The organism is Nocardioides convexus (genome assembly GCF_011090295.1).
Genome location: NZ_JAAMYA010000001.1, coordinates 2,629,074 through 2,646,236, shown reverse-complemented (window position 1 = coordinate 2,646,236; position 17,163 = coordinate 2,629,074). Strand labels below are relative to the sequence as shown.

22 protein-coding genes and 5 pseudogenes are annotated in these 17,163 nt (G+C 73.4%); 11 read left to right on the top strand and 16 right to left on the bottom strand.

Going from position 1 to position 17,163, the window contains the following annotated elements:
• Window positions 1-52: 52 nt before the first annotated feature.
• Window positions 53-277, top strand: a complete 225-nt coding sequence (locus tag G5V59_RS19875; RefSeq protein WP_278257600.1) for a hypothetical protein — start codon at window positions 53-55, stop codon at window positions 275-277.
• A pseudogene (locus G5V59_RS37220) lies at window positions 192-473 on the top strand (hypothetical protein); the annotation flags it as partial. The gene G5V59_RS19875 and the pseudogene G5V59_RS37220, both read left to right, overlap by 86 nt.
• A 147-nt stretch (window positions 474-620) precedes the next feature.
• Here the strand turns inward: G5V59_RS37220 and G5V59_RS37215 are convergent.
• Window positions 621-1,556: an arylamine N-acetyltransferase gene (locus G5V59_RS37215; RefSeq protein ID WP_341350988.1), complete on the bottom strand. Its 936-nt coding sequence runs from the start codon at window positions 1,554-1,556 to the stop codon at window positions 621-623.
• 53 nt (window positions 1,557-1,609) lie between these two features.
• Here G5V59_RS37215 and G5V59_RS19860 point away from each other — a divergent pair, with 53 nt between their 5' ends.
• The 3 genes from G5V59_RS19860 to G5V59_RS19850 all read left to right on the top strand — a co-directional run bounded on the left by G5V59_RS19860 (window position 1,610) and on the right by G5V59_RS19850 (window position 3,073).
• The gene (locus tag G5V59_RS19860) at window positions 1,610-2,158 is read left to right on the top strand and encodes an SDR family NAD(P)-dependent oxidoreductase (RefSeq protein ID WP_278257598.1); all 549 of its coding nucleotides are present in this window, start codon (window positions 1,610-1,612) and stop codon (window positions 2,156-2,158) included.
• A complete protein-coding gene (locus tag G5V59_RS19855) occupies window positions 2,155-2,343 on the top strand; it encodes an SDR family oxidoreductase (protein WP_278257597.1) in 189 nt (62 codons plus the stop codon). Before G5V59_RS19860 ends, G5V59_RS19855 begins: the two co-directional genes overlap by 4 nt.
• A gap of 226 nt (window positions 2,344-2,569) precedes the next feature.
• A complete protein-coding gene (locus tag G5V59_RS19850) occupies window positions 2,570-3,073 on the top strand; it encodes an LLM class flavin-dependent oxidoreductase (RefSeq protein WP_278257596.1) in 504 nt (167 codons plus the stop codon).
• Here the strand turns inward: G5V59_RS19850 and G5V59_RS19845 are convergent.
• From G5V59_RS19845 to G5V59_RS19835, 3 genes are read right to left on the bottom strand one after another with little or no spacing between them, the layout of a single operon-like run.
• On the bottom strand, window positions 3,026-3,748 hold the full coding sequence (locus tag G5V59_RS19845; protein ID WP_278257595.1) for a gamma carbonic anhydrase family protein: 723 nt from the start codon (window positions 3,746-3,748) through the stop codon (window positions 3,026-3,028). The genes G5V59_RS19850 and G5V59_RS19845 overlap by 48 nt on opposite strands.
• A gap of 9 nt (window positions 3,749-3,757) precedes the next feature.
• Complete coding sequence (locus G5V59_RS19840) at window positions 3,758-4,618, bottom strand: enoyl-CoA hydratase/isomerase family protein (protein WP_278257594.1); 861 nt, start codon at window positions 4,616-4,618, stop codon at window positions 3,758-3,760.
• Between the two features lie 9 nt (window positions 4,619-4,627).
• Window positions 4,628-5,968 carry an MFS transporter gene (locus G5V59_RS19835; RefSeq protein ID WP_278257593.1) on the bottom strand — a complete coding sequence of 447 codons (1,341 nt, stop codon included), beginning with the start codon at window positions 5,966-5,968 and terminating at the stop codon, window positions 4,628-4,630.
• Window positions 5,969-6,002: 34 nt separating this feature from the next.
• Here G5V59_RS19835 and G5V59_RS19830 point away from each other — a divergent pair, with 34 nt between their 5' ends.
• Entirely contained in the window at window positions 6,003-6,848 is an 846-nt protein-coding gene (locus tag G5V59_RS19830) for an SDR family NAD(P)-dependent oxidoreductase (protein ID WP_278257592.1), read from the top strand.
• Window position 6,849: 1 nt separating this feature from the next.
• Here G5V59_RS19830 and G5V59_RS19825 read toward each other — a convergent pair whose 3' ends face one another.
• From G5V59_RS19825 to G5V59_RS19805, 5 genes and pseudogenes are all read right to left on the bottom strand, one after another.
• A complete protein-coding gene (locus G5V59_RS19825; protein WP_278257591.1) occupies window positions 6,850-7,203 on the bottom strand; it encodes a (Fe-S)-binding protein in 354 nt (117 codons plus the stop codon).
• Window positions 7,204-7,227: 24 nt separating this feature from the next.
• Entirely contained in the window at window positions 7,228-8,220 is a 993-nt protein-coding gene (locus G5V59_RS19820) for a (Fe-S)-binding protein (protein WP_278259953.1), read from the bottom strand.
• A 103-nt stretch (window positions 8,221-8,323) separates the two neighbouring features.
• A pseudogene (locus G5V59_RS19815) lies at window positions 8,324-8,434 on the bottom strand (hypothetical protein); the annotation flags it as partial.
• Between the two features lie 88 nt (window positions 8,435-8,522).
• Window positions 8,523-8,714 (bottom strand): annotated as a pseudogene (locus G5V59_RS19810) (hypothetical protein); the annotation flags it as partial.
• Between the two features lie 159 nt (window positions 8,715-8,873).
• Window positions 8,874-9,551: an FAD-binding oxidoreductase gene (locus tag G5V59_RS19805; RefSeq protein ID WP_278257590.1), complete on the bottom strand. Its 678-nt coding sequence runs from the start codon at window positions 9,549-9,551 to the stop codon at window positions 8,874-8,876.
• A gap of 143 nt (window positions 9,552-9,694) precedes the next feature.
• On the opposite strand from G5V59_RS19805, the gene G5V59_RS19800 reads away from it, so the two are divergent.
• Window positions 9,695-10,219 (top strand): hypothetical protein, encoded by a 525-nt coding sequence (locus G5V59_RS19800; RefSeq protein WP_278257589.1) that lies wholly within the window; start codon window positions 9,695-9,697, stop codon window positions 10,217-10,219.
• Here G5V59_RS19800 and G5V59_RS19795 read toward each other — a convergent pair.
• Window positions 10,183-10,338 carry a hypothetical protein gene (locus tag G5V59_RS19795; protein WP_278257588.1) on the bottom strand — a complete coding sequence of 52 codons (156 nt, stop codon included), beginning with the start codon at window positions 10,336-10,338 and terminating at the stop codon, window positions 10,183-10,185. The genes G5V59_RS19800 and G5V59_RS19795 overlap by 37 nt on opposite strands.
• Between G5V59_RS19795 and G5V59_RS19790 the strand changes: the two genes are divergently transcribed.
• On the top strand, window positions 10,328-10,516 hold the full coding sequence (locus G5V59_RS19790) for a hypothetical protein (protein WP_278257587.1): 189 nt from the start codon (window positions 10,328-10,330) through the stop codon (window positions 10,514-10,516). The two genes, G5V59_RS19795 and G5V59_RS19790, sit on opposite strands and share 11 nt — an antisense overlap.
• Before the next feature lie 2 nt (window positions 10,517-10,518).
• Here G5V59_RS19790 and G5V59_RS19785 read toward each other — a convergent pair whose 3' ends face one another.
• The 3 genes from G5V59_RS19785 to G5V59_RS19775 all read right to left on the bottom strand — a co-directional run bounded on the left by G5V59_RS19785 (window position 10,519) and on the right by G5V59_RS19775 (window position 12,490).
• Entirely contained in the window at window positions 10,519-10,863 is a 345-nt protein-coding gene (locus tag G5V59_RS19785) for a DUF4031 domain-containing protein (protein WP_278257586.1), read from the bottom strand.
• A 49-nt stretch (window positions 10,864-10,912) separates the two neighbouring features.
• Complete coding sequence (locus G5V59_RS19780) at window positions 10,913-11,461, bottom strand: C40 family peptidase (protein ID WP_278257585.1); 549 nt, start codon at window positions 11,459-11,461, stop codon at window positions 10,913-10,915.
• Window positions 11,462-11,833: 372 nt separating this feature from the next.
• Complete coding sequence (locus G5V59_RS19775) at window positions 11,834-12,490, bottom strand: hypothetical protein (protein ID WP_278257584.1); 657 nt, start codon at window positions 12,488-12,490, stop codon at window positions 11,834-11,836.
• A gap of 683 nt (window positions 12,491-13,173) precedes the next feature.
• On the opposite strand from G5V59_RS19775, the pseudogene G5V59_RS19770 reads away from it, so the two are divergent.
• The 3 genes and pseudogenes from G5V59_RS19770 to G5V59_RS19760 all read left to right on the top strand — a co-directional run.
• A pseudogene (locus tag G5V59_RS19770) lies at window positions 13,174-13,353 on the top strand (SDR family NAD(P)-dependent oxidoreductase); the annotation flags it as partial.
• A gap of 76 nt (window positions 13,354-13,429) precedes the next feature.
• Complete coding sequence (locus G5V59_RS19765) at window positions 13,430-14,386, top strand: SDR family oxidoreductase (RefSeq protein WP_278257583.1); 957 nt, start codon at window positions 13,430-13,432, stop codon at window positions 14,384-14,386.
• A gap of 230 nt (window positions 14,387-14,616) precedes the next feature.
• Window positions 14,617-15,537: an LLM class flavin-dependent oxidoreductase gene (locus tag G5V59_RS19760; protein WP_278257582.1), complete on the top strand. Its 921-nt coding sequence runs from the start codon at window positions 14,617-14,619 to the stop codon at window positions 15,535-15,537.
• Between the two features lie 150 nt (window positions 15,538-15,687).
• Here G5V59_RS19760 and G5V59_RS19755 read toward each other — a convergent pair whose 3' ends face one another.
• From G5V59_RS19755 to G5V59_RS19745, 3 genes and pseudogenes are all read right to left on the bottom strand, one after another.
• Window positions 15,688-15,921 carry a hypothetical protein gene (locus G5V59_RS19755; protein WP_278259952.1) on the bottom strand — a complete coding sequence of 78 codons (234 nt, stop codon included), beginning with the start codon at window positions 15,919-15,921 and terminating at the stop codon, window positions 15,688-15,690.
• Window positions 15,922-16,030: 109 nt separating this feature from the next.
• A pseudogene (locus G5V59_RS19750) lies at window positions 16,031-16,999 on the bottom strand (glyceraldehyde-3-phosphate dehydrogenase); the annotation flags it as partial.
• The gene (locus G5V59_RS19745) at window positions 16,996-17,130 is read right to left on the bottom strand and encodes a hypothetical protein (RefSeq protein WP_278257581.1); all 135 of its coding nucleotides are present in this window, start codon (window positions 17,128-17,130) and stop codon (window positions 16,996-16,998) included. The pseudogene G5V59_RS19750 and the gene G5V59_RS19745, both read right to left, overlap by 4 nt.
• Window positions 17,131-17,163: the final 33 nt, after the last annotated feature.

Below are 17,163 nucleotides of genomic sequence, written 5' to 3'. Positions count from 1 at the left end.
CACCGGGCACACTGGGATGCACCGACCCCCGACCCTGCCCACCAGGAGCACGATGAGCACCGCGAGCGTCCCTCTCCCCGACGAGAGGAGCCAGCCCGAGGACCACGTGCCGATGGCCGTCGAGGACGTCTCCGCGCTGGCGCAGGAGGCTGGGCGAGTTCCTGCTGCACTACAAGTTCGGCCTCGACGAGATGCTGACGAAGATCAACATCCTGCGCGAGGAGCCTGTCCTTCCGTGGGACCGGCAACCCGATCGAGCACGTCGACTCGCGGCTGAAGTCGATCGAGAGCCTGCGGGCGAAGGCGGCCCGGCTCGGCGTCCCGCAGGAGCCTGGACGAGATCAGCGAGCAGATCACCGACATCGCCGGCGTGCGGATCGTGTGCAGACTTCATCTCCGACGCCTACCAGGTGCTCGACATGCTCACCACGCAGTCCGACATCACGGTCCGCACGATCAAGGACTACATCGCCCGGCCCAAGCCCAACGGCTACCGCAGCCTGCACGCGATCGTGGAGATCCCGGTCTTCCTGTCCGAGAACGTACGACGCGTGCCGATCGAGCCTGCAGATCCGCACCGTCGCGATGGACTTCTGGGCCAGCGTCGAGCACAAGATCTACTACAAGTACGACAAGGACGTCCCCGGCGAGTCTGCTCGTCGAGCTCGAGGCCGCGGCACGGGTCGCGCACGACCTCGACGAGCGGATGGCCGAGTCTGCACCGCACGGTGCACGGCTACGCCGGGTCCTAGCCGAAGCGTTCGGCCAGAGCCTGCCCGCTCGGGCTCCGGCACGCCGAGCGCGACGAGCCACTCCGCGAGGCTCCCCGTCCCGCAGGCTCGCGGTGCTCGGTGGGTGCCTCCGGGCGTCGTACGGTCACGGTGGTGGCGGTGAGCGAGACGTGGCGCCCGTCGAGGTGACGGGTGACCATCAGGCCGCTGCGGAAGTGCGAGGCGGGGAAGGTGCTCGTCCAGTGGTGGCCGATGGCGACGTCGACGGGCAGCACGGGCAGGCTCGTCGGTGGTGTGGGTGAGCTCCCAACCGCCCTCGCGCAGGCGCTCCAGGCCCCAGCCGGCCTCGGAGCGGACGACGCGGTAGCGCCAGCCGTCCTGGTCGGACTCCGCGCCGTCGACGAGCGGCACCGGGCGGAGCAGGCTCATCCCGAACCCGGGGTCGCAGAGCAGTCGTTCGCCGTCGAGGACCACCTCCACGGTCATGTGGGTGCGGCCCTGGACGGTGCCGGCGGCGGGGTCGCCGACCCGGCCGAGGTGGCGCCGTACGTCGTACCCGAGCCGGTCGAGGGCGGCGGCGACGACGGTGGCGTGCTCGAAGCAGTAGCCGCCGCGGCCGCGGCCGACGAGCTTCTCGTCGAGCACGTCGAGCCCGACGCCGGGGTGCTGGTCGAGCAGCACGTCGATGTTGTCGAAGGTGAAGGTGCGCACGTGGGCCTCGTGCAGGGCGTCCAGCGCGGCGCGCGAGGGCGCGGAGCGGGTGACGCCGAGCCGGGCGAGGTAGCCGTCGAGGTCGAGCCTGTCGGTCTGCCACGCGTCGGTCATGTGCCGAGCGTAGACAGCAGACAAGAGGTAGAACACGTTCTATTCTGAGCGCCATGACCAGCACCGCGCGCCCGGCGCGCTTCACCGATCGCCGCATCGTCGTCACCGGGGCCGCCGGGGGCCTGGGCCAGGTGGTGGCCGGGCTCTTCCGCGAGGAGGGTGCGCGGGTGGTCGCGACCGACGTGGTGGCGGCCGAGGGCGTGGTGCCGTGCGACCTGGCCGACGACGTGGCGCGCGAGGAGTTCGTGGAGGCCACGCTCGCCGAGCTCGGAGGCCTCGACGTGCTCTGCAACGTCGCGGGCGTCCAGCAGTTCGCCGAGACTCGGCACGATCACCGCCGCCAGCCTGCGCAAGCACCTCGACGTCAACGCGGTGGCGCCCCTGCTCCTCACCCAGTCGTACGCCGAGGCGCTGGTCGCCAGCACGGGCAACGTGGTCTCGGTGGCGTCGATCTCCGCGGTGATGGGGCAGCCCTACAACGCGCAGTACTGCGCCTCCAAGGCCGCGCTCCTGCTCGGCATGCGCTCCCTCGCCGTCGAGACTCGGCACCCGCGGGGTGCGCGTCAACTGCGTCTCCCCGGGTGGCATCGCCACCCCGATGATCGAGGCGGCGGCGGCCGGGCTCCCGGCCGACGCCAACTGGGACCTGGTCGCCAAGAGCACCTCGGTGATCCCGGGGTTCATGCCGCCCGTGGACGTGGCGGAGTCGCTGCTGTTCCTGGCCTCCGACGCGGCCGCGTCGATCACCGGCGCCAACCTGGTCGTCGACCGCGGCGTGGTCTGGTGATGCAGGTCGGGATGACGCTGCCGGTGATGGAGCCGGACGTCACCCCCGAGTTCGCTGCGGGACTGGGCCGGGCGGATCGACGGCGGTCCGTTCGCATCCCTCTGCTTCGGCGAGCGGATCCTGTTCGACAACCCCGACGCGCTCACCCTGCTCGGTGCGGTCTCGGCGTGGACGCGCCGGGTGCGGATCGCGGCCACTGTCGTCGTACCGCAGCCTGCACGACCCGGTGCACCTCGCCAAGGCGCTCGCCACCGCGGACCGGCTCTGTGCCGGGCGGCTCTCGGTCGGGCTCGGGGTCGGCGGTCGCGAGGAGGACTACGCCGCGGTCGGGGCGGACTGGTCGAGCCGGACGATGGGCGAGATGGCCGCACGCGCCGAACGCCTGCGCGAGGTCTGGGCCGCCGGTGAGGTCGGCCCCCGCCCGCACCGCCCGCGTGGTCCCGAGTCTGCTCGTCGGCACCCTCGGCGCGCGCACCCTGCGGCACGCCGCGCGCTGGGCGGACGGGCTGGCCGGGATGACCTTGAACGCCGACGTGGCCGAGACCGAGGCGCTGTTCGCGGTCGCCCGCGACGCCTGGGCGGAGCGCGGCAGGCCGGCGCCGAGGCTCACCACGTCCTTCTGGTTCGCACTCGCCGAGACCGCGCCGGACCCGCGCGCGCAGGTGCACGCCCACCTGCGGCACTACATGAGCCTGGCTGCCGGCCGACCTGGTCGACGCGCTCGCCGTGACGGCCGGCTTCGCCGGCACGCTCGAGGAGCCTGGGTGCACTGCTGGACCGGTTCGCCGCGATCGGCGCCGACGAGGTGCAGACTCATCCCGACCGGTGGCGACCCGCGCCAGGTGGACCTGGTCGCGGACCTGCTCGATCGCCGGCTCAGCGGACGGGCTTGATGCCCGCCGCGTGCCGGCGCGCCAGGTCGGCGTAGTAGGGCGCGTTCGTCTCGATCCAGAACTGCGCGCCGGTGCCCTCGATCGGCTTCTTGACCTGGGCAGGGCTGCCCGCGGCCAGCACGCCGTCCGGGAGGCTCGGTGCCGGGCGCGACGAGCGAGCCCGCCGCGACCAGCGTGCCCGCGCCGATCTTGGCGCCGTCGAGCACCGTCGAGTCGTTGCCGACCAGGCCCTTCTCGCCGAGCGAGTCACCATGGAAGACGCAGGCGTGCGCGACCGTGGAGTGCGCGCCGATCTCGACCGTCACGTCCGGGGCGCCGTGCACGACCGAGTTGTCCTGGATGTTGGCGCCCTCGCGGACGATGATCGTGCAGATGTCGGCGCGCAGCACGGCGCCGTACCAGACGCTGGCGCCCTTCTCGATCCGTACGTCGCCGATCAGCGTGGCGGTCGGGGCGATGAACGCCTCGGGGTGGACCTGCGGGGAACGGCCTTCGAACTCGTACGCGAACACCCCTGCACGCTAGCGGTCGGCCAGCCCGAGCTCGCGCTCGCCCACCGGCGCGAAGTACGCCGCGACGTCCGCCGCCGCCACCTCGGCCAGCGTCGCCGGCTGCCACTGAGGGTCGCGGTCCTTGTCGACCACCTGCGCGCGGACGCCCTCGACGAAGTCGTGGGAGGTGTGGAAGCCGAGCGCGAGCCGGTACTCCAGGTCCAGTGCGGGCTCCAGCCGGTCCATCCCGGCCGCCTCGCGCAGTGCCCGCAGGGTGACCTTGACCGACGTCGGCGACTTCGCCTCGATCGCGTCGGCCGCGCGGGTGGCGTCCTCGGTGCCCAGCGCGCGCAGGCGGGCGAGGATCGCGAGGGCGTCGTCGCCGGCGTACGCCGTGTCGAGCCAGGGCCGCGCCTGCGCCAGCGGGGACGGCGGGGCGGGCTCCTCGAAGGCCGCCAGCGCCTCGTCGGCGTCGGTCGTCGCGAGCGCGGCGAGCAGGCCGGGCAGACTTCGCGGAGGGGGACGTAGTGGTCGGCGAAGCCGATCGCGATCGCGTCGCCCGCGCCGACCGAGCCCGCGGTCAGGCCGAGGTGCGTGCCGGTCTCGCCGGGCGCGTGGGAGAGCAGGTAGGTGCCGCCGACGTCGGGCAGGAAGCCGATCCCGGTCTCCGGCATGCCGATCGCGGAGCGCTCGGTGACGACCCGCTGCGGTGCGTGCGCGGACAGGCCGATCCCGCCGCCGAGCACGATGCCGTCCATGATCGCCACATAGGCCTTCGGGTACGACGCGATGAGCGCGTTCAGCCGGTACTCGTCCGCCCAGAACGCCGCGGCCTCGGTCCCGCCGGCCTTCGCGTCGCGCCACATCGCCACGATGTCGCCGCCCGCGCACAGACCCCGCTCACCCGCCCCGGTCAGCACGACGGTGCGCACGGTGTCGTCCTCGCGCCACTCCTCGAGCGCGGCGGTGATGATCCCGACCATCTCGTGGGTCAGCGCGTTGATGGCCCGCGGCCGGTTCAGCACGAGGTGCGCCGCCCGGCCGTCGCGGTGGAGCAGGACGGGAGGCTCGCTCGACATGGCCGTCATTGTGCCGGGCGGCGCAAGCTGGGCCGTGCGCAGGGCGGCGGCAGCGAGGGCCGCCGCACTCAGCACGAGGTACGGCGTCAGGGTGCCCACCGGCGTGCGCAGCGCCTCGATCAGCACGGGCAGCCCGAAGCCCAGGTAGGTGCACACGTAGTAGACCCCGATCACCGCACCGCGGTGCTCGGGCGGGGTCAGCGTCTCGACGTCGACCAGGCCGGCGCGCAGGCACAGGCCGTACGCCGCGCCGAGCACCACGGAGGTCGCCACGAAGAGCGCGACCCCGGCCGTGGAGTCGACGACCGCCGCGAGCACGAAGCCGGTGGCGGCCAGCAGTGCCCCGACGATCCCGGCCCGCGGTCCCCAGCCGGACCGGCGCGCGACCACCTGGGTCACCACGCCGGTGCCGAGAGCCAGCGCGGACGCGACGCCGGCCAGCCACGGGCCACCGTGGGTGCTCACCCGCCCGGCGAGCACCACGATCGGCACCGTCACCGAGGCGAACACCCACAGCGCCATCGGCACCGCGCGCGCCAGCGCCCGGCCCACGCCGAGCCGGTCGCCCTCCGGCTGCACGACGCCCGCCGTGCCGGCCTCGCCGCTGGTGGGCGGCGCGGCCACCACGCCGAGCACCACCCCCGCGAGGGAGAGCACGATGGTGAGGGTGAAGGGCGCGACCAGACTGCGCGGATCCGGAGGCGAACTCGGCGACCAGGCCGGTGGCGAGCGGACCGGAGGCGAAGCCCGCGGTGAGCACGGTGCCGGCGATCGTCGTACCGGTGCGGCCGCCGAGGTCCGCGGCCCACGCGGTCCCGGCGCTCATCGCGAGGCCGACCCCGACGCCCACGACGAGCCGGCCGAGGTAGATCCCGGCGACCGGGTGCCAGCAGAGCATGAGCAGGTTGCCCGCCGCCGCGACGGTGGCGCCGGTCAGCACCAGCGGCCGGCGACCGGTCCGGTCCGAGAGCGCGCCGCCGCCGAGCAGCCCCGGCAGCAGGCCGAGCGCGTAGATCCCGAAGGCGCCGGCGAGGACGGTCGCCGAGAGGCCCTCGCGATCGCGGAGCACGGGGATGATCGCGGCGAAGTGGTTGGTCGCCCAGCCGGAGACGAAGAGCAGGACCGCGACGACGGCGAGCCCCGGGCGACGGGTGGAGGACACGTCCACGACCCTACGACTCGCCTAGGGTGGCCCCATGTCCGCACCCCGCCGCGCCGTCGTCACGGGCGCCGGGCCCGGCTCGATCGGCGAGTCCGTGGCCCGCGCACTGGCCGATGACGGCTGGGAGGTCGTCGTCACCACCCGCCAGGCCGCGGTCGACGGGCTGGAGTGGCACGCGCTGGACCTCGCGGACCGGGGCTCGGTCGCCCGCTTCGCCCAGTGGTACGCCGAGCGCACCGATCGCCTGCACCTGCTGGTCAACAGCGCGGGGATCCACCTGGACCTCGGCTCGCGCTGGTCCGCACCGCAGGCTCGTGGACGGCCACGAGGTGCACTGGCGCACCAACTACCTCGGCACCGTCGACCTCACCGAGGCGCTGCTGCCGGCCCTGCTGACCGCGGCGACCGCCGACGGCGACGCCCGGGTGCTGCACGTCGTCTCCCAGCTTGCACGAGCGCGGGACGGTGGAGGCGATGCTGGGGCGGGAGACGCCGTACGACTCGTGGGCGGCGTACGGCACCTCGAAGGCTGGGGCTGGTCCACCACGCGGCCTGGCTGGCGGCGGAGCACGGGTGCCACGGCCTGCGCGCCATCGCGGTGCACCCCGGCGCGGTGTCGACCAACATCGCGAACCGCGGCCTGGAGACCCGGCCGGTGCTGCGCCTGCTGCGCAACCTGGCCCGGCCGCTGGAGCGCCGGGTGCTGCTGTCGCCGCGGGACTCCGCGGCCCACCTCGTCCGGCTCGGCACGACGCCCGAGGGTGTCTCCGGCTACTACCGCAAGAGCCGCCCGGCCGAGCCCGCGCCGGCCGCGACCGACGAGGACGCCCGGCTCGCGCTGGTGGACCGCACGAACGCCTGGCTCGCGGGTCGCACCTGACCTAGGCTCTGGGCCAGCAGACTCCGCGAGGTGCTTCGGCTCGGTGCCGGGCGCCAGGCTCGTCGATCTGGGTGCGGCAGGAGAAGCCGTCGGCCAGCACCACCCGCTGCGCGGCGGGGGCTCGCAGCGCGGGCAGCAGGTTGGCCTCGGCGATCGCCACGGACACCTCGTAGTGGCCCTGCTCGACGCCGAAGTTCCCGGCCATCCCGCAGCAGCCCGCGATGCTCTGCACCCGGGCACCGGCGCGCTCCAGCAGGGCGCGGTCGGTCTCCCAGCCCATGATCGCGTGGTGGTGGCAGTGCGGCTGCGCGACCACCGTGACGCCCGACAGGTCCGGCGGGGTCCAGCCCTCCACGCCCGACAGCGAACTCGGCGAGGGTCACCGTCGCGCCGGCGACCCGGGCGGCGTCCTCGCCCGGCACCAGGCTCGGTCAGGCTCGTGGCGCAGCACCGCCGTGCAGGACGGCTCCAGGCCCACCACCTGCAGCCCCTCCCGTACGTCGGGTGCGAGCGCCTCGACCATCGAGCGCAGCCGCTTGGCGGCCCCGTCGAGCCTGACCGGTGCTGATCCAGGGCAGTCCGCAGCACTCCTGCTGGCGGGTGATCCTCGGCGCGAAGCCCGCCTCGCGGAGCACCTGTGCGGCTGCGTCCGCCACCTGGGGGGCGAAGTGGTTGGTGAAGGAGTCGACGAAGAGCACGATCGGCGTACCGGTCGTCGCCGGCTCGAACGTCCGGCGGAAGGTACGCCGCGCGAACGCCGGCATCCGCCGCCGGGTGTCCACGCCGGCCGCCTTGAGCGCGACCTTGCGCAGCGGCGTGACGTCCATCGACTTGTTGGCGAGGCGCGGCATCGCCGAGCCGAGCCTGGCCCAGCGCGGCAGCCAGCCCACGGAGTAGTGGCTGCGCGGGCGCAAACTTGTTCTTGTAGGTCTGGTGCAGCACCTCGGCCTTGTAGGCTGGCCATGTCGGTGCCGGTCGGGCAGTCCGACGCGCAGCCCTTGCAGGCCAGGCAGAGGTCGAGCGCCTCGTGCACGGCCGGCGAGGACCAGGTGATGTCGCTGTCGCCGTTGACGATCTCCTGCAGCAGCCGGGCGCGGCCGCGGGTGGAGTGGATCTCCTCCTTCGTCGCCTGGTACGACGGGCACATCACCCCGCCCGAGCCGGTGTTGTCGGCGCGGCACTTGCCGACGCCGGTGCACCGGTGCACGGCCTGGCCGAAGTCGCCGCCGTCGGTCGCGTAGGCCATCGCGAGGTTCTTGCGCAGGCCCGCGTGCACGCCGTAGCGAAGGTCGGCGGTCAGCGGCGCGGCGTCGACGATGATCCCCGGGTTGAGCAGCCCGTCGGGGTCGAAGGCCTTCTTGATGCCCGACATCAGGGCGAGCGCGCGCGGGGAGTACATCCGCGGGAGCAGGCTCGCTGCGGGCCCGGCCGTCGCCGTGCTCGCCGGACAGCGAGCCGCCGAGCGAGGCGACCAGGTCGGCGGCGTCCTCGACGAACGAGCGGTAGCGCTGCGGCCCGTCGGGGGAGTCGAAGGCGAAGTCCATCCGCACGTGCACGCAGCCCTCGCCGAAGTGCCCGAACGGCATCGCGGTCAGCCCGTGCGTGGCGAGCAGGCTCGTCGAAGGAGGTCAGGTAGGTGCCCAGCCGGTCCGGAGGCACGGCGGCGTCCTCCCAGCCCGCCCAGGCCGGCCGGCCCGACGGAGCACGGCCCGCGAGCCCGGCACCGTCGGCACGGATCCTCCACAGCCGCTCCACCGCGACCGGGTCCTCGACCACGAGCGCGGAGACGCCGAGACCGGCGCCGGCGAGCAGGTCCGCCCTGCGACGCACCTCGGCGGGGTCCTCGCCCGCGATCTCGACGAACATCCAGGCGTTGCCCGCGGGCAGGCTCCGGCACGGCGGCGGCGCCGCGACGCTCGCGGATCACGTCCACGATCCGGCGGTCGATGCCCTCGCACGCGGACGGCGTGAACGCCAGCACCTCGGGGGTGGCGTGCCCGGCGGTCGGGAAGTCGGGGAAGCCGATCACCACGAGCAGGCTTGGCGGCGGGCGTGCCGACCAGGCGGACCGTGGCCTCGGTGAGCACCGCGAGGGTGCCCTCGGAGCCGACCAGGGCCCGGGTGAGGTCGTACCGCTCGGGCAGGAGGTGCTCCACGGCCAGCCCGGAGACGTGCCGCCCGAAGGTGCCGAACTCGGTGCGCGCGGTCGCCAGGTCGGCTGCGACCACGTCGCGGACCCGGTCCAGCACGCCGTTCCCGGCCTGCGCGGTGCCGGGGCCGGTCACCAGGCTCGGTGCCGTCGGCGAGCAGCGCGCGCAGCCCGAGGGTGTTGTGCGAGGTGCGGCCGAACGCCAGCGAGCGTGCCCCGCACGCGTCGTTGCCGATCATCCCGCCGATCGTGCAGCGGGTGCTGGTCGAGGGGTCCGGTCCGAACCGGAGCCCGTACGGCGCCGCCGCGGCCTGCAGCGCGGCCTGCACCACGCCGGGCTGGACCACGGCGGTGGCCGCGTCGCCGTCGATGCTCAGCACCTGGTTCATGTGCCGGCTGAAGTCGAGCACGATGCCGGGGCCGATCGCGTTGCCCGCGACCGACGTACCGGCGCCCCGGGCAGTGACCGTCAGGCCCAGGCTCCCGGGCGGCGGCCAGCGTGGCGCGGACGTCGTCGGACACGCGCGGGAACACCACCGCAGCGGGCGGGACACGGTAGAGGGAGGCGTCGGAGGAGTACGCGGCGAGGACGGCCGCGTCGTCGTTGACGTCGGTTGCTCCGTGCCGCCGGATCTCAGGAGCGATGCCGGGCACGAGACGAAATCTATCGGGTACCGGAACGACTACGCTCCGCAGCATGACCGCTGAGCAGCGCTTCACCGTCACCTACGACGCCGCCGTGGCCACCGTCGCGCTGGCCGGTCCCGGCGGCAAGGCCGTCATGGACGAGGACTTCTTCGCCGAGCCTGGCCGCCACCTTCACCGGCTTCGAGGAGGACCCGGAGGTGCGCGCGGTGGTCGTGACGGGCACCGGCCCGCACTTCTCCTTCGGCCTCGACCTGGGCGCGGCCGCGGCCACCTTCGCCCCGCTGCGCGGCGCGACCGACGCCGGCGCCCGGCAGCACCTGCTCGCCCTGATCCGGCGCTGGCAGCGCGCGCTGGACGCCGTGGCGAACCTGCGCAAGCCGACGGTCGCGGCGCTCACCGGCTGGTGCATCGGCGGGGGCGTGGACCTGGCGGCGGCGTGCGACGTACGGATCGCCTCGGCCGACGCCCAGTTCAGCATCCGCGAGGCCAAGGTCGGCATCGTCGCGGACCTCGGCAGCCTGCAGCGCCTGGTCGGCATCATCGGCGACGGCCACCTGCGCGAGCCTGGCGCTGACCGGCGACGACATCGACGCCGTCCGCGCCGCGGAGATCGGCCTGGTCAACAGCGTGCACGACGACGCCGAGGCCACCCGTACGGCGGCCGGGGAGGCTCGCCGCGCGGATGGCGGCCAACTCCCCGCTGGTCCTGCGTGGCATCAAGGACGTCCTCGACGCCGAGCGCGGCCCGCGGGTCGAGGCCGGTCTGCGCTACACGGCGGTGTGGAACTCCGCCTTCCTGCTCAGCGACGACCTCGACGAGGCGATGCGCTCGTTCGCGGAGCGACGTCCGCCCCACTTCACCGGTCGCTAGGCTCACCGGCCGGTGACCTCGCGCTTGGCCATCGTGATCCGGGCGACCTCGCGGCCGTAGCGGACCGGGACGGCGCCGAGCGCGAGCGCGCGCTGCCGCATCGGCTCGCGCAGGTCGAAGTGCTCGGTCGCGGTGCCCTCGTTCTGGATCCAGCGCGGGTCCACGCCGAGCCGCTCGACGAAGGCGAGCAGACTCGCGGGTCCCCCTCCGGCCCGGGCAGGTCTGAGAGCAGGTGCGACCACTCGCCCTCGACCGGGCCGACCCGGGCGGGCGGCTGCATGTCGTCGACGTAGATCGTCACGGGGACAGCATCGCGCACCCGTAGATGCCCACCGCCCAATGCCCACCGCCGGCCCCGCCTCATACGCGGGACCGGCGGTCGAGGACAGGTGCGGGTCAGCGGACCCGGCCGTAGAAGACCGACGAGGTCCAGATCCGCTCCTTGGCGACCGGGTGGCCCGGGCGCGAGGCGTGCCACAGCATGTGGCGCCCGGCGTAGATGCCGACGTGGTAGACGTGACCGCCGTCGGTGAAGAACACCAGGTCACCGGGGCGCGGGTGGCGCACGTGGCGCACGGCACCGGCCTGGGCGCCGGAGGTGCGCGGCAGGCGCTTGCCGAGCTTCTTGTAGACCCACTGGGTCAGGCCCGAGCAGTCGAAGGCGCGCGGACCGGTGGCGCCGTAGCGGTAGGCGCTGCCGGCACGGCTGCGCGCCTTGGCGACCGCACGCTTGCCGAGCAGGACCTGCTTCTGCTCCCGGGTGAGCGGGGCGGGCTCGGTGGACGGCGCCGGTGCAGGCGCGTCGGCGGTGGTGGCGTTGCTGACGCCGGGGGCCGGCACGAAGGTGTCGGCGTGCGAGGGCGCCGACGGGGCGGCGAGGAGCACCGTCGAGGCGACCGGTACGACGAGAAGGCGCGCGGCAGCGCGCAGGAAGGTGGTGGACATGAAGTCTCCGCAGCGACGCCTACGAAAGGTGACCTGTCGGGCTAGGGCTGCTGGTGCCCTGGAACGCGTTCCTTCGCCCCGAGCCGCCCGCCTGGTGGCGGTCGGCGTACTGCTGGTTCTCCCGTGCCCGCGACTACCTGATCATGCTCTGCGTCGCTCCACGTCGTCGCGGGCCTCGGCGCGCGTGGGCGGCCCTCCCGGGGTCGGGAAGGTCTGACCGGGTGATTCCACCCGCTTGCAATAGTTAGCGCAGTGGTCCGCGTCACGTTCCGGGCGTGGCATCCCTCACGGCCGGAGGCCGTAACGTTGCGCCGCCCTCACGACATGGGGCTGCTTGCGGGCCTGCTAGCGAGGGCGTCCTCGACGTGCGGGTCAGCAAGCAGGTACTGCGCCAGGCGACCGTCGCGGGAGCGGTGCGGGCGCACCGGCTCGGGCACCATCCGGCCCTCCGCGGTGTCCCAGAACCGGTCCACGCGCACCGCGACGCGGCGGGCCACCCGCCCGCTCAGCCCGCGGTGCGGGAGGTAGGGGGTGCGGCCGGGTCCCGACCCCCTTCTCGGCGCGGAAGAGCCGCTCGGCGAGGCGGTCGCGCTCGCCCGGCGGGAGGCTGGCTCGCGAGGTCGGCCACGAGTGCTTGCTCCAGGCTCCCGGAACGCGGCCAGGCTTCGCCGGCGACCTCGCTCCAGATCGACGCCCACGGCCGTCGTACGACGAAGGTCGAGCCGTACAGGCTTGGCCTTGGTCTGGAACAGCGCACCCTCCAGCCGCCGGCTCTGGCGGGCCAGGCTCCTGCGCCCGCCGGCGCCCGTGCGGCAGGTGGTGCCGGGCGGCCCGGCCGAGCACCTGGTTGGCCGCGCACACGTGGCGGCTCGTGCTGGCGAGGAAGGGGTCGGTGGCGCGCAGCCGGTCACGGGGCAGGTCGCGGGTGGGCCGGCACGCCTCGGCGTCGGCCAGGCGTGCGCTGAGCACGTCGTGGGTCTCGGTGACGGTGTCGGCCAGGGTGTCGGCGCCGTTGCTGCTCTCGCTCATCGCGCGTCCCTTCGGGAGGATCCCCTCCTTGCAGTGTGCGCCCGCGTCGCAGGCACCGCAAGGACCGCTCAGCGCTCTCCCCGGGCGGCGTCGAGGATCCGGTGGAGGGACCAGAGCAGGTCCTCCTGCGCGCCCTCGCCGGCGACCATCTCGTAGCCCACCAGCGTGCTCAGCGCCCAGGTCGCGTAGCGGTGGGCGTGCGGGTCGCCGACCGACTCGGTCATCGCCTCCAGCACCACCGCGTGCCGGCTCTCGTCGACCCGGCGCTGCACGGCGCCGACCCGGTCGTCGACCCCGGCCCAGACCCGGATCGCGGCCTCGGTGCGGTGCAGCAGGTCCGCGCTGGCCCGGGCCAGCACCAGCAGCCGCTCGGCCGGGTCGTCGTAGCCGCGGGCGATCGCGACGGTCTGCTCGGTGCGCTCGCGGACCCAGCTTGTCGAGGAGGGCGTCGGTGAAGTCCTGCCAGCTTGTCGAAGGAGTGGTAGAACGCGCCGGTCGTCACGCCGAGCCGGGCGCAGAGCGGGGCCAGGCTTGAGCGCGCCGTACCCCTCGCTCGCCAGGATCTCCTGGGCGCCCTGGAACCACGCGTCGCGCAGCGCCGCGTTGCGGCGGGCCGGGCGCTCGGTCACTGGGTGCTCCTCGGGTCGGGCGGGCTCATCGTAGGGGCCGCCGGGCGGTCGGCGATGATGGCGCGCATGGCGCTCACCATCGTGACCGGAGGCACCCGTGGGATCGGGGCGGCCGTCGCCGTCCGGCTGGCGACCGACGGGCACGACCTCGTCCTCGGCTACCGCCGCGACGCCGACAGCGCCGCGACGAGCGTGGCGGCGGTCCAGGCGCACGGGGTGCGCTGCGTCGCCGTGCCGGGCGACCTGACCACCGACGCCGGCATCGCCGGGCTCTTCGCCGCGGCCGCCGAGCCCGGCGAGCCTGACCGGCGTGGTGAACAACGCGGGGGCGACCTACCGGTTCGCGCCGCTGGTGGACACCCCCGCCGAGGAGGTACGACGCACGATCGACGTCAACCTCACCGCCCCGCTGCTCGTCGCCCGGGCCGCCGTCGCGGCTCTCGGCAGCGGCGGCGTGATCGTCAACATCACCTCGGGCGCGGCCACGCTCGGCTCGCCGGGCGAGTACGTCCACTACGCCGCCGCGAAGGCCGGCCTGGACCTGGTGACCCGTGGACTCGGGCTGGAGGTCGCCGAGCGCGGGATCCGGGTGGTCGCGGTCGCGCCGGGACTGATCGCCACCGACCTGCACGCCACGACCGGCGACCCGGAGCGGGTGGAGCGGATGGCACCGCAGATCCCGCTGGGCCGGGCCGGGCAGCCCGAGGAGATCGCGGAGGCGGTCGCCTGGCTGATGAGCGAGCGCGCGTCGTACGTCACCGCGACGACGCTGCGGGTCACCGGGGGCCGCTGGAACCAGGCGACGGTGGTGCCGTCCTCGCAGGCGGTGCAGGACCACCACTGCACGAGGACCGCGCCGTCGGTGGCGCGGGTCGTCGGGCCGAGGACGTGGAGGCTGCGGGTGCCACAGGCCAGGCAGCGCAGGACGCGCCGCTGTCCGGGATCGCCTTCGGGCTCGGCGGCCAGCGCCTCGCGCAGCGCCGGCGACAACATCCGCTCGACGGCGGGGCTCAGGTGGGTGAGCCGGAGGCGGGCCGAGTGCTCGAGCGCCCGGTCACGGCAGTGGAGCAGGCTCCGCCGTTCCGGCGCAGTCCATGGAGCGGACGTCGCGCAGGTCGAGCGACACCGAGCGTGGCTGCTCGTCGAGGCAGGCGTTGACCGCGGCGCCGAGCAGGGCCGTGGTGGTGATGTCGAGGTCGCCGCCGACGACGACCAGGCCGACGCAACGCTCGACCTCGGCGGTGATGGAGAACTGGAAAGTGGCTGACGGACGCATCGTCCGGCCTTTCGGAAGATCCTTCGGCCAAGAACGGAGACGCCATGATCGGCGGGACGCGAGAGACCCTCAGCCTGCGCTCGACGTTACGCCCACGAGGCGGGGAGCACCAGTGCGCGTGCGGCAGGATGGCGCCACCATCCGCCGAACCGAAGGAACGAGCATGCGCCTCGGAATGATCATCGACTACTCCGGCGGCTTCGCCGAGACCGTCGAGCCTGGTGCAGGAGTACGAGCGCAACGGACTCGAGCTGGTCGCGATCCCGGAGGCCTACTCCTTCGACGCCGTCAGCCGACCGGCTACCTGGCCGCGCGCACCGAGAAGCTCGAGCCTGATGTCGGCCATCTTCCAGATCTACACGCGCACCCCCTCGCTCACCGCGATGACCGCGGCCGGCCTGGACTTCGTCTCCGGCGGCCGGTTCACGCTGGGCCTCGGCGCCTCCGGCCCGCAGGTCATCGAGGGCTTCCACGGGGTCAGGTACGACGCCCCGCTGGGCCGCACCCGCGAGGTGATCGACGTGTGCCGGCAGGTCTGGAAGCGGCAGCCCGTCGAGTACCGCGGCAAGCACTACACGGTTCCGCTCACCAAGGAGGACGGTGGCTCCGGGCTCGGCAAGCCGCTGAAGATCATCAACCACCCGGTCCGCCCGGACATCCCGGTCTCCGTCGCCGCTCTCGGCCCGAAGAACGTCGCGCTCGTCGCCGAGACTCGCCAACGGCTGGCAGCCGCTCTTCTTCCACCCCCACAAGGCGCGGCAGGCGTGGGGGAGTCGCTGGAGGAGGGCTTCGCGAAGCGCGACCCCGCCCTCGGCGAGCTCGACATCCAGTCTGCAGATCCCGTTCCTGCTCGGCGAGGTCTCGCCGGAGGCGGAGCAGGCGATCCGCAACCAGGCGGCGCTGCACGTCGGCGGGATGGGCGCGCGCGACAAGAACTTCTACAACCAGGCTGGCCCGCCGCTACGGCTACGACGCCGAGGCCACCGAGATCCAGGACCTCTACCTCGCCGGCAAGAAGGCGGAGGCGGCGGCCGCCGTACCGGACGACCTGGTGGACGCCGTCAGCCTGCTCGGCGACGAGGACGCCGTGCGCCAGCACGTGCGGGACCTGCACGCGGCCGGCGTCCGCACCCTGCTGCTGAACCCGCTCGCCGCGACCGACGAGGAGAAGGTCGCGCAGGTGCGCCGGCTCTCCGAGATCCTCGCCGAGGTCGAGCAGGACTGAGGCCTGCTCCGACGACGCGAACGGCCCGCCCCCGCGAGGGGACGGGCCGTTCGTGCGTCGCGGGGCGTCAGGCGCGCGGCAGCGTGGCGTACTCGACGCCGGAGATGTACTGCACCGTCCGCAGCACCTGGCAGGAGTAGCCGAACTCGTTGTCGTACCAGACGTAGAGGATCGCCGAGTCGCCGTCGACGATCGAGGCACCGCCGTCGACGATCGAGGCCGCGCGGGCACCGATGAAGTCGGTGGACACCGCGTCGGTGGCGGTCGTGTAGTCCAGGTTGCGCGCCAGCGGGCCGACCAGCGAGGCCTGGCGCAGGTGCTCGTTGACCTCCTCGCGGGTGGTCTCGCGCTTGAGCCTGCAGGCTCAGGATGGCGATCGAGACGTCCGGGGTGGGGACGCGGATCGAGTTGCCGGTGATCTTGGCGTCGAGGTCGGGCAGCACCTTGGCGACGGCCGAGGCGGCGCCGGTCTCGGTGATGACCAGGTTCAGCGGCGCGGACCGGCCGCGGCGGTCGGCCTTGTGGTAGTTGTCCAGCAGGTTCTGGTCGTTGGTGAACGAGTGCACCGTCTCGACGTGGCCGCGGGAGATGCCGAAGGCGTCGTCCATCGCCTTGAGCGGCGGGACGATCGCGTTGGTCGTGCAGGAGGCGCAGGAGAGCACCTTCTCCGAGAGGTCGACGTCGAGGTGGTTCACCCCGTGCACGATGTTCGGCACGTCGCCCTTGCCGGGAGCCGTGAGCAGCACCTTCGCGATGCCGGGGCGCAGGTGCTCGGAGAGGCCCTCGCGGTCGCGCCAGATGCCGGTGTTGTCGATCAGGATGGCGTTGTCGATGCCGTACTCGGTGTAGTCGATCTCGCTCGGCGCGTTGGAGTAGATCACCTGGATCACGTTGCCGTTGGCGATGATCTGGTTCTTCTCCTCGTCCACGGTGATCGAGCCGTTGAAGGCCCCGTGGATCGAGTCGCGGCGCAGCAGCGAGGCGCGCTTCTTGAGGTCGTCGCCCTTGGCCTTGCGGACCACGACCGCGCGCAGGCGCAGGCCGTTGCCGGAGCCGGACTTCTCCACCAGCAGGCGCGCGACGAGGCGGCCGATCCGGCCGAAGCCGTAGAGGACGACGTCCTGGGAGCCCGGGCCGGGCGTCTTGTTCTCGCCGGTGGCCTCGGCCAGCGCCTGGGCGGTGAACTCCGGGATCGAGCCCGGCTCGCCGGCGGCGCGGTAGGCGCGGATCAGCAGGGCGAGGTCGATCTTGACCGCGCCGAGGTCGAGGCCGGCGATGGTCTCCAGGAAGGGGAAGGTGTCGGCGACCGACGACTCCACGCCGTCGATCTGGCGCGCGTAGCGGTGCGTCTTGAGGATGTCGATGACCGACTTGTTCACCAGCGAGCGGCTGTGGAGCAGGATCGTGACGTCCTTCTCGCGGTGCAGACTTTGCCCACGATCGGGATCATCGCCTCCGCGGTCTCCTCGTGCTGCTTCCAGCGGTCGAACTTGTCCTCGATGACGCTCAACGAAATCCCCTAGGGCGAGACGGCAAAACCGCT

What these genes read in the sequence shown, in the direction of transcription:
- G5V59_RS19790 (WP_278257587.1), top strand. Translation starts at nt 10,328, where the DNA reads ATGGCGGCCAACTCCCCGCTGGTCCTGCGTGGCATCAAGGACGTCCTC.
- G5V59_RS19830 (WP_278257592.1), top strand. Translation starts at nt 6,003, where the DNA reads ATGTCCGCACCCCGCCGCGCCGTCGTCACGGGCGCCGGGCCCGGCTCG.
- G5V59_RS19800 (WP_278257589.1), top strand. Translation starts at nt 9,695, where the DNA reads ATGACCGCTGAGCAGCGCTTCACCGTCACCTACGACGCCGCCGTGGCC.
- G5V59_RS19780 (WP_278257585.1), bottom strand. Translation starts at nt 11,461, where the DNA reads ATGTCCACCACCTTCCTGCGCGCTGCCGCGCGCCTTCTCGTCGTACCG.
- G5V59_RS19775 (WP_278257584.1), bottom strand. Translation starts at nt 12,490, where the DNA reads ATGAGCGAGAGCAGCAACGGCGCCGACACCCTGGCCGACACCGTCACC.
- G5V59_RS19875 (WP_278257600.1), top strand. Translation starts at nt 53, where the DNA reads ATGAGCACCGCGAGCGTCCCTCTCCCCGACGAGAGGAGCCAGCCCGAG.
- G5V59_RS37215 (WP_341350988.1), bottom strand. Translation starts at nt 1,556, where the DNA reads ATGACCGACGCGTGGCAGACCGACAGGCTCGACCTCGACGGCTACCTC.
- G5V59_RS19820 (WP_278259953.1), bottom strand. Translation starts at nt 8,220, where the DNA reads ATGTCGGGCATCAAGAAGGCCTTCGACCCCGACGGGCTGCTCAACCCG.
- G5V59_RS19855 (WP_278257597.1), top strand. Translation starts at nt 2,155, where the DNA reads ATGATCGAGGCGGCGGCGGCCGGGCTCCCGGCCGACGCCAACTGGGAC.
- G5V59_RS19860 (WP_278257598.1), top strand. Translation starts at nt 1,610, where the DNA reads ATGACCAGCACCGCGCGCCCGGCGCGCTTCACCGATCGCCGCATCGTC.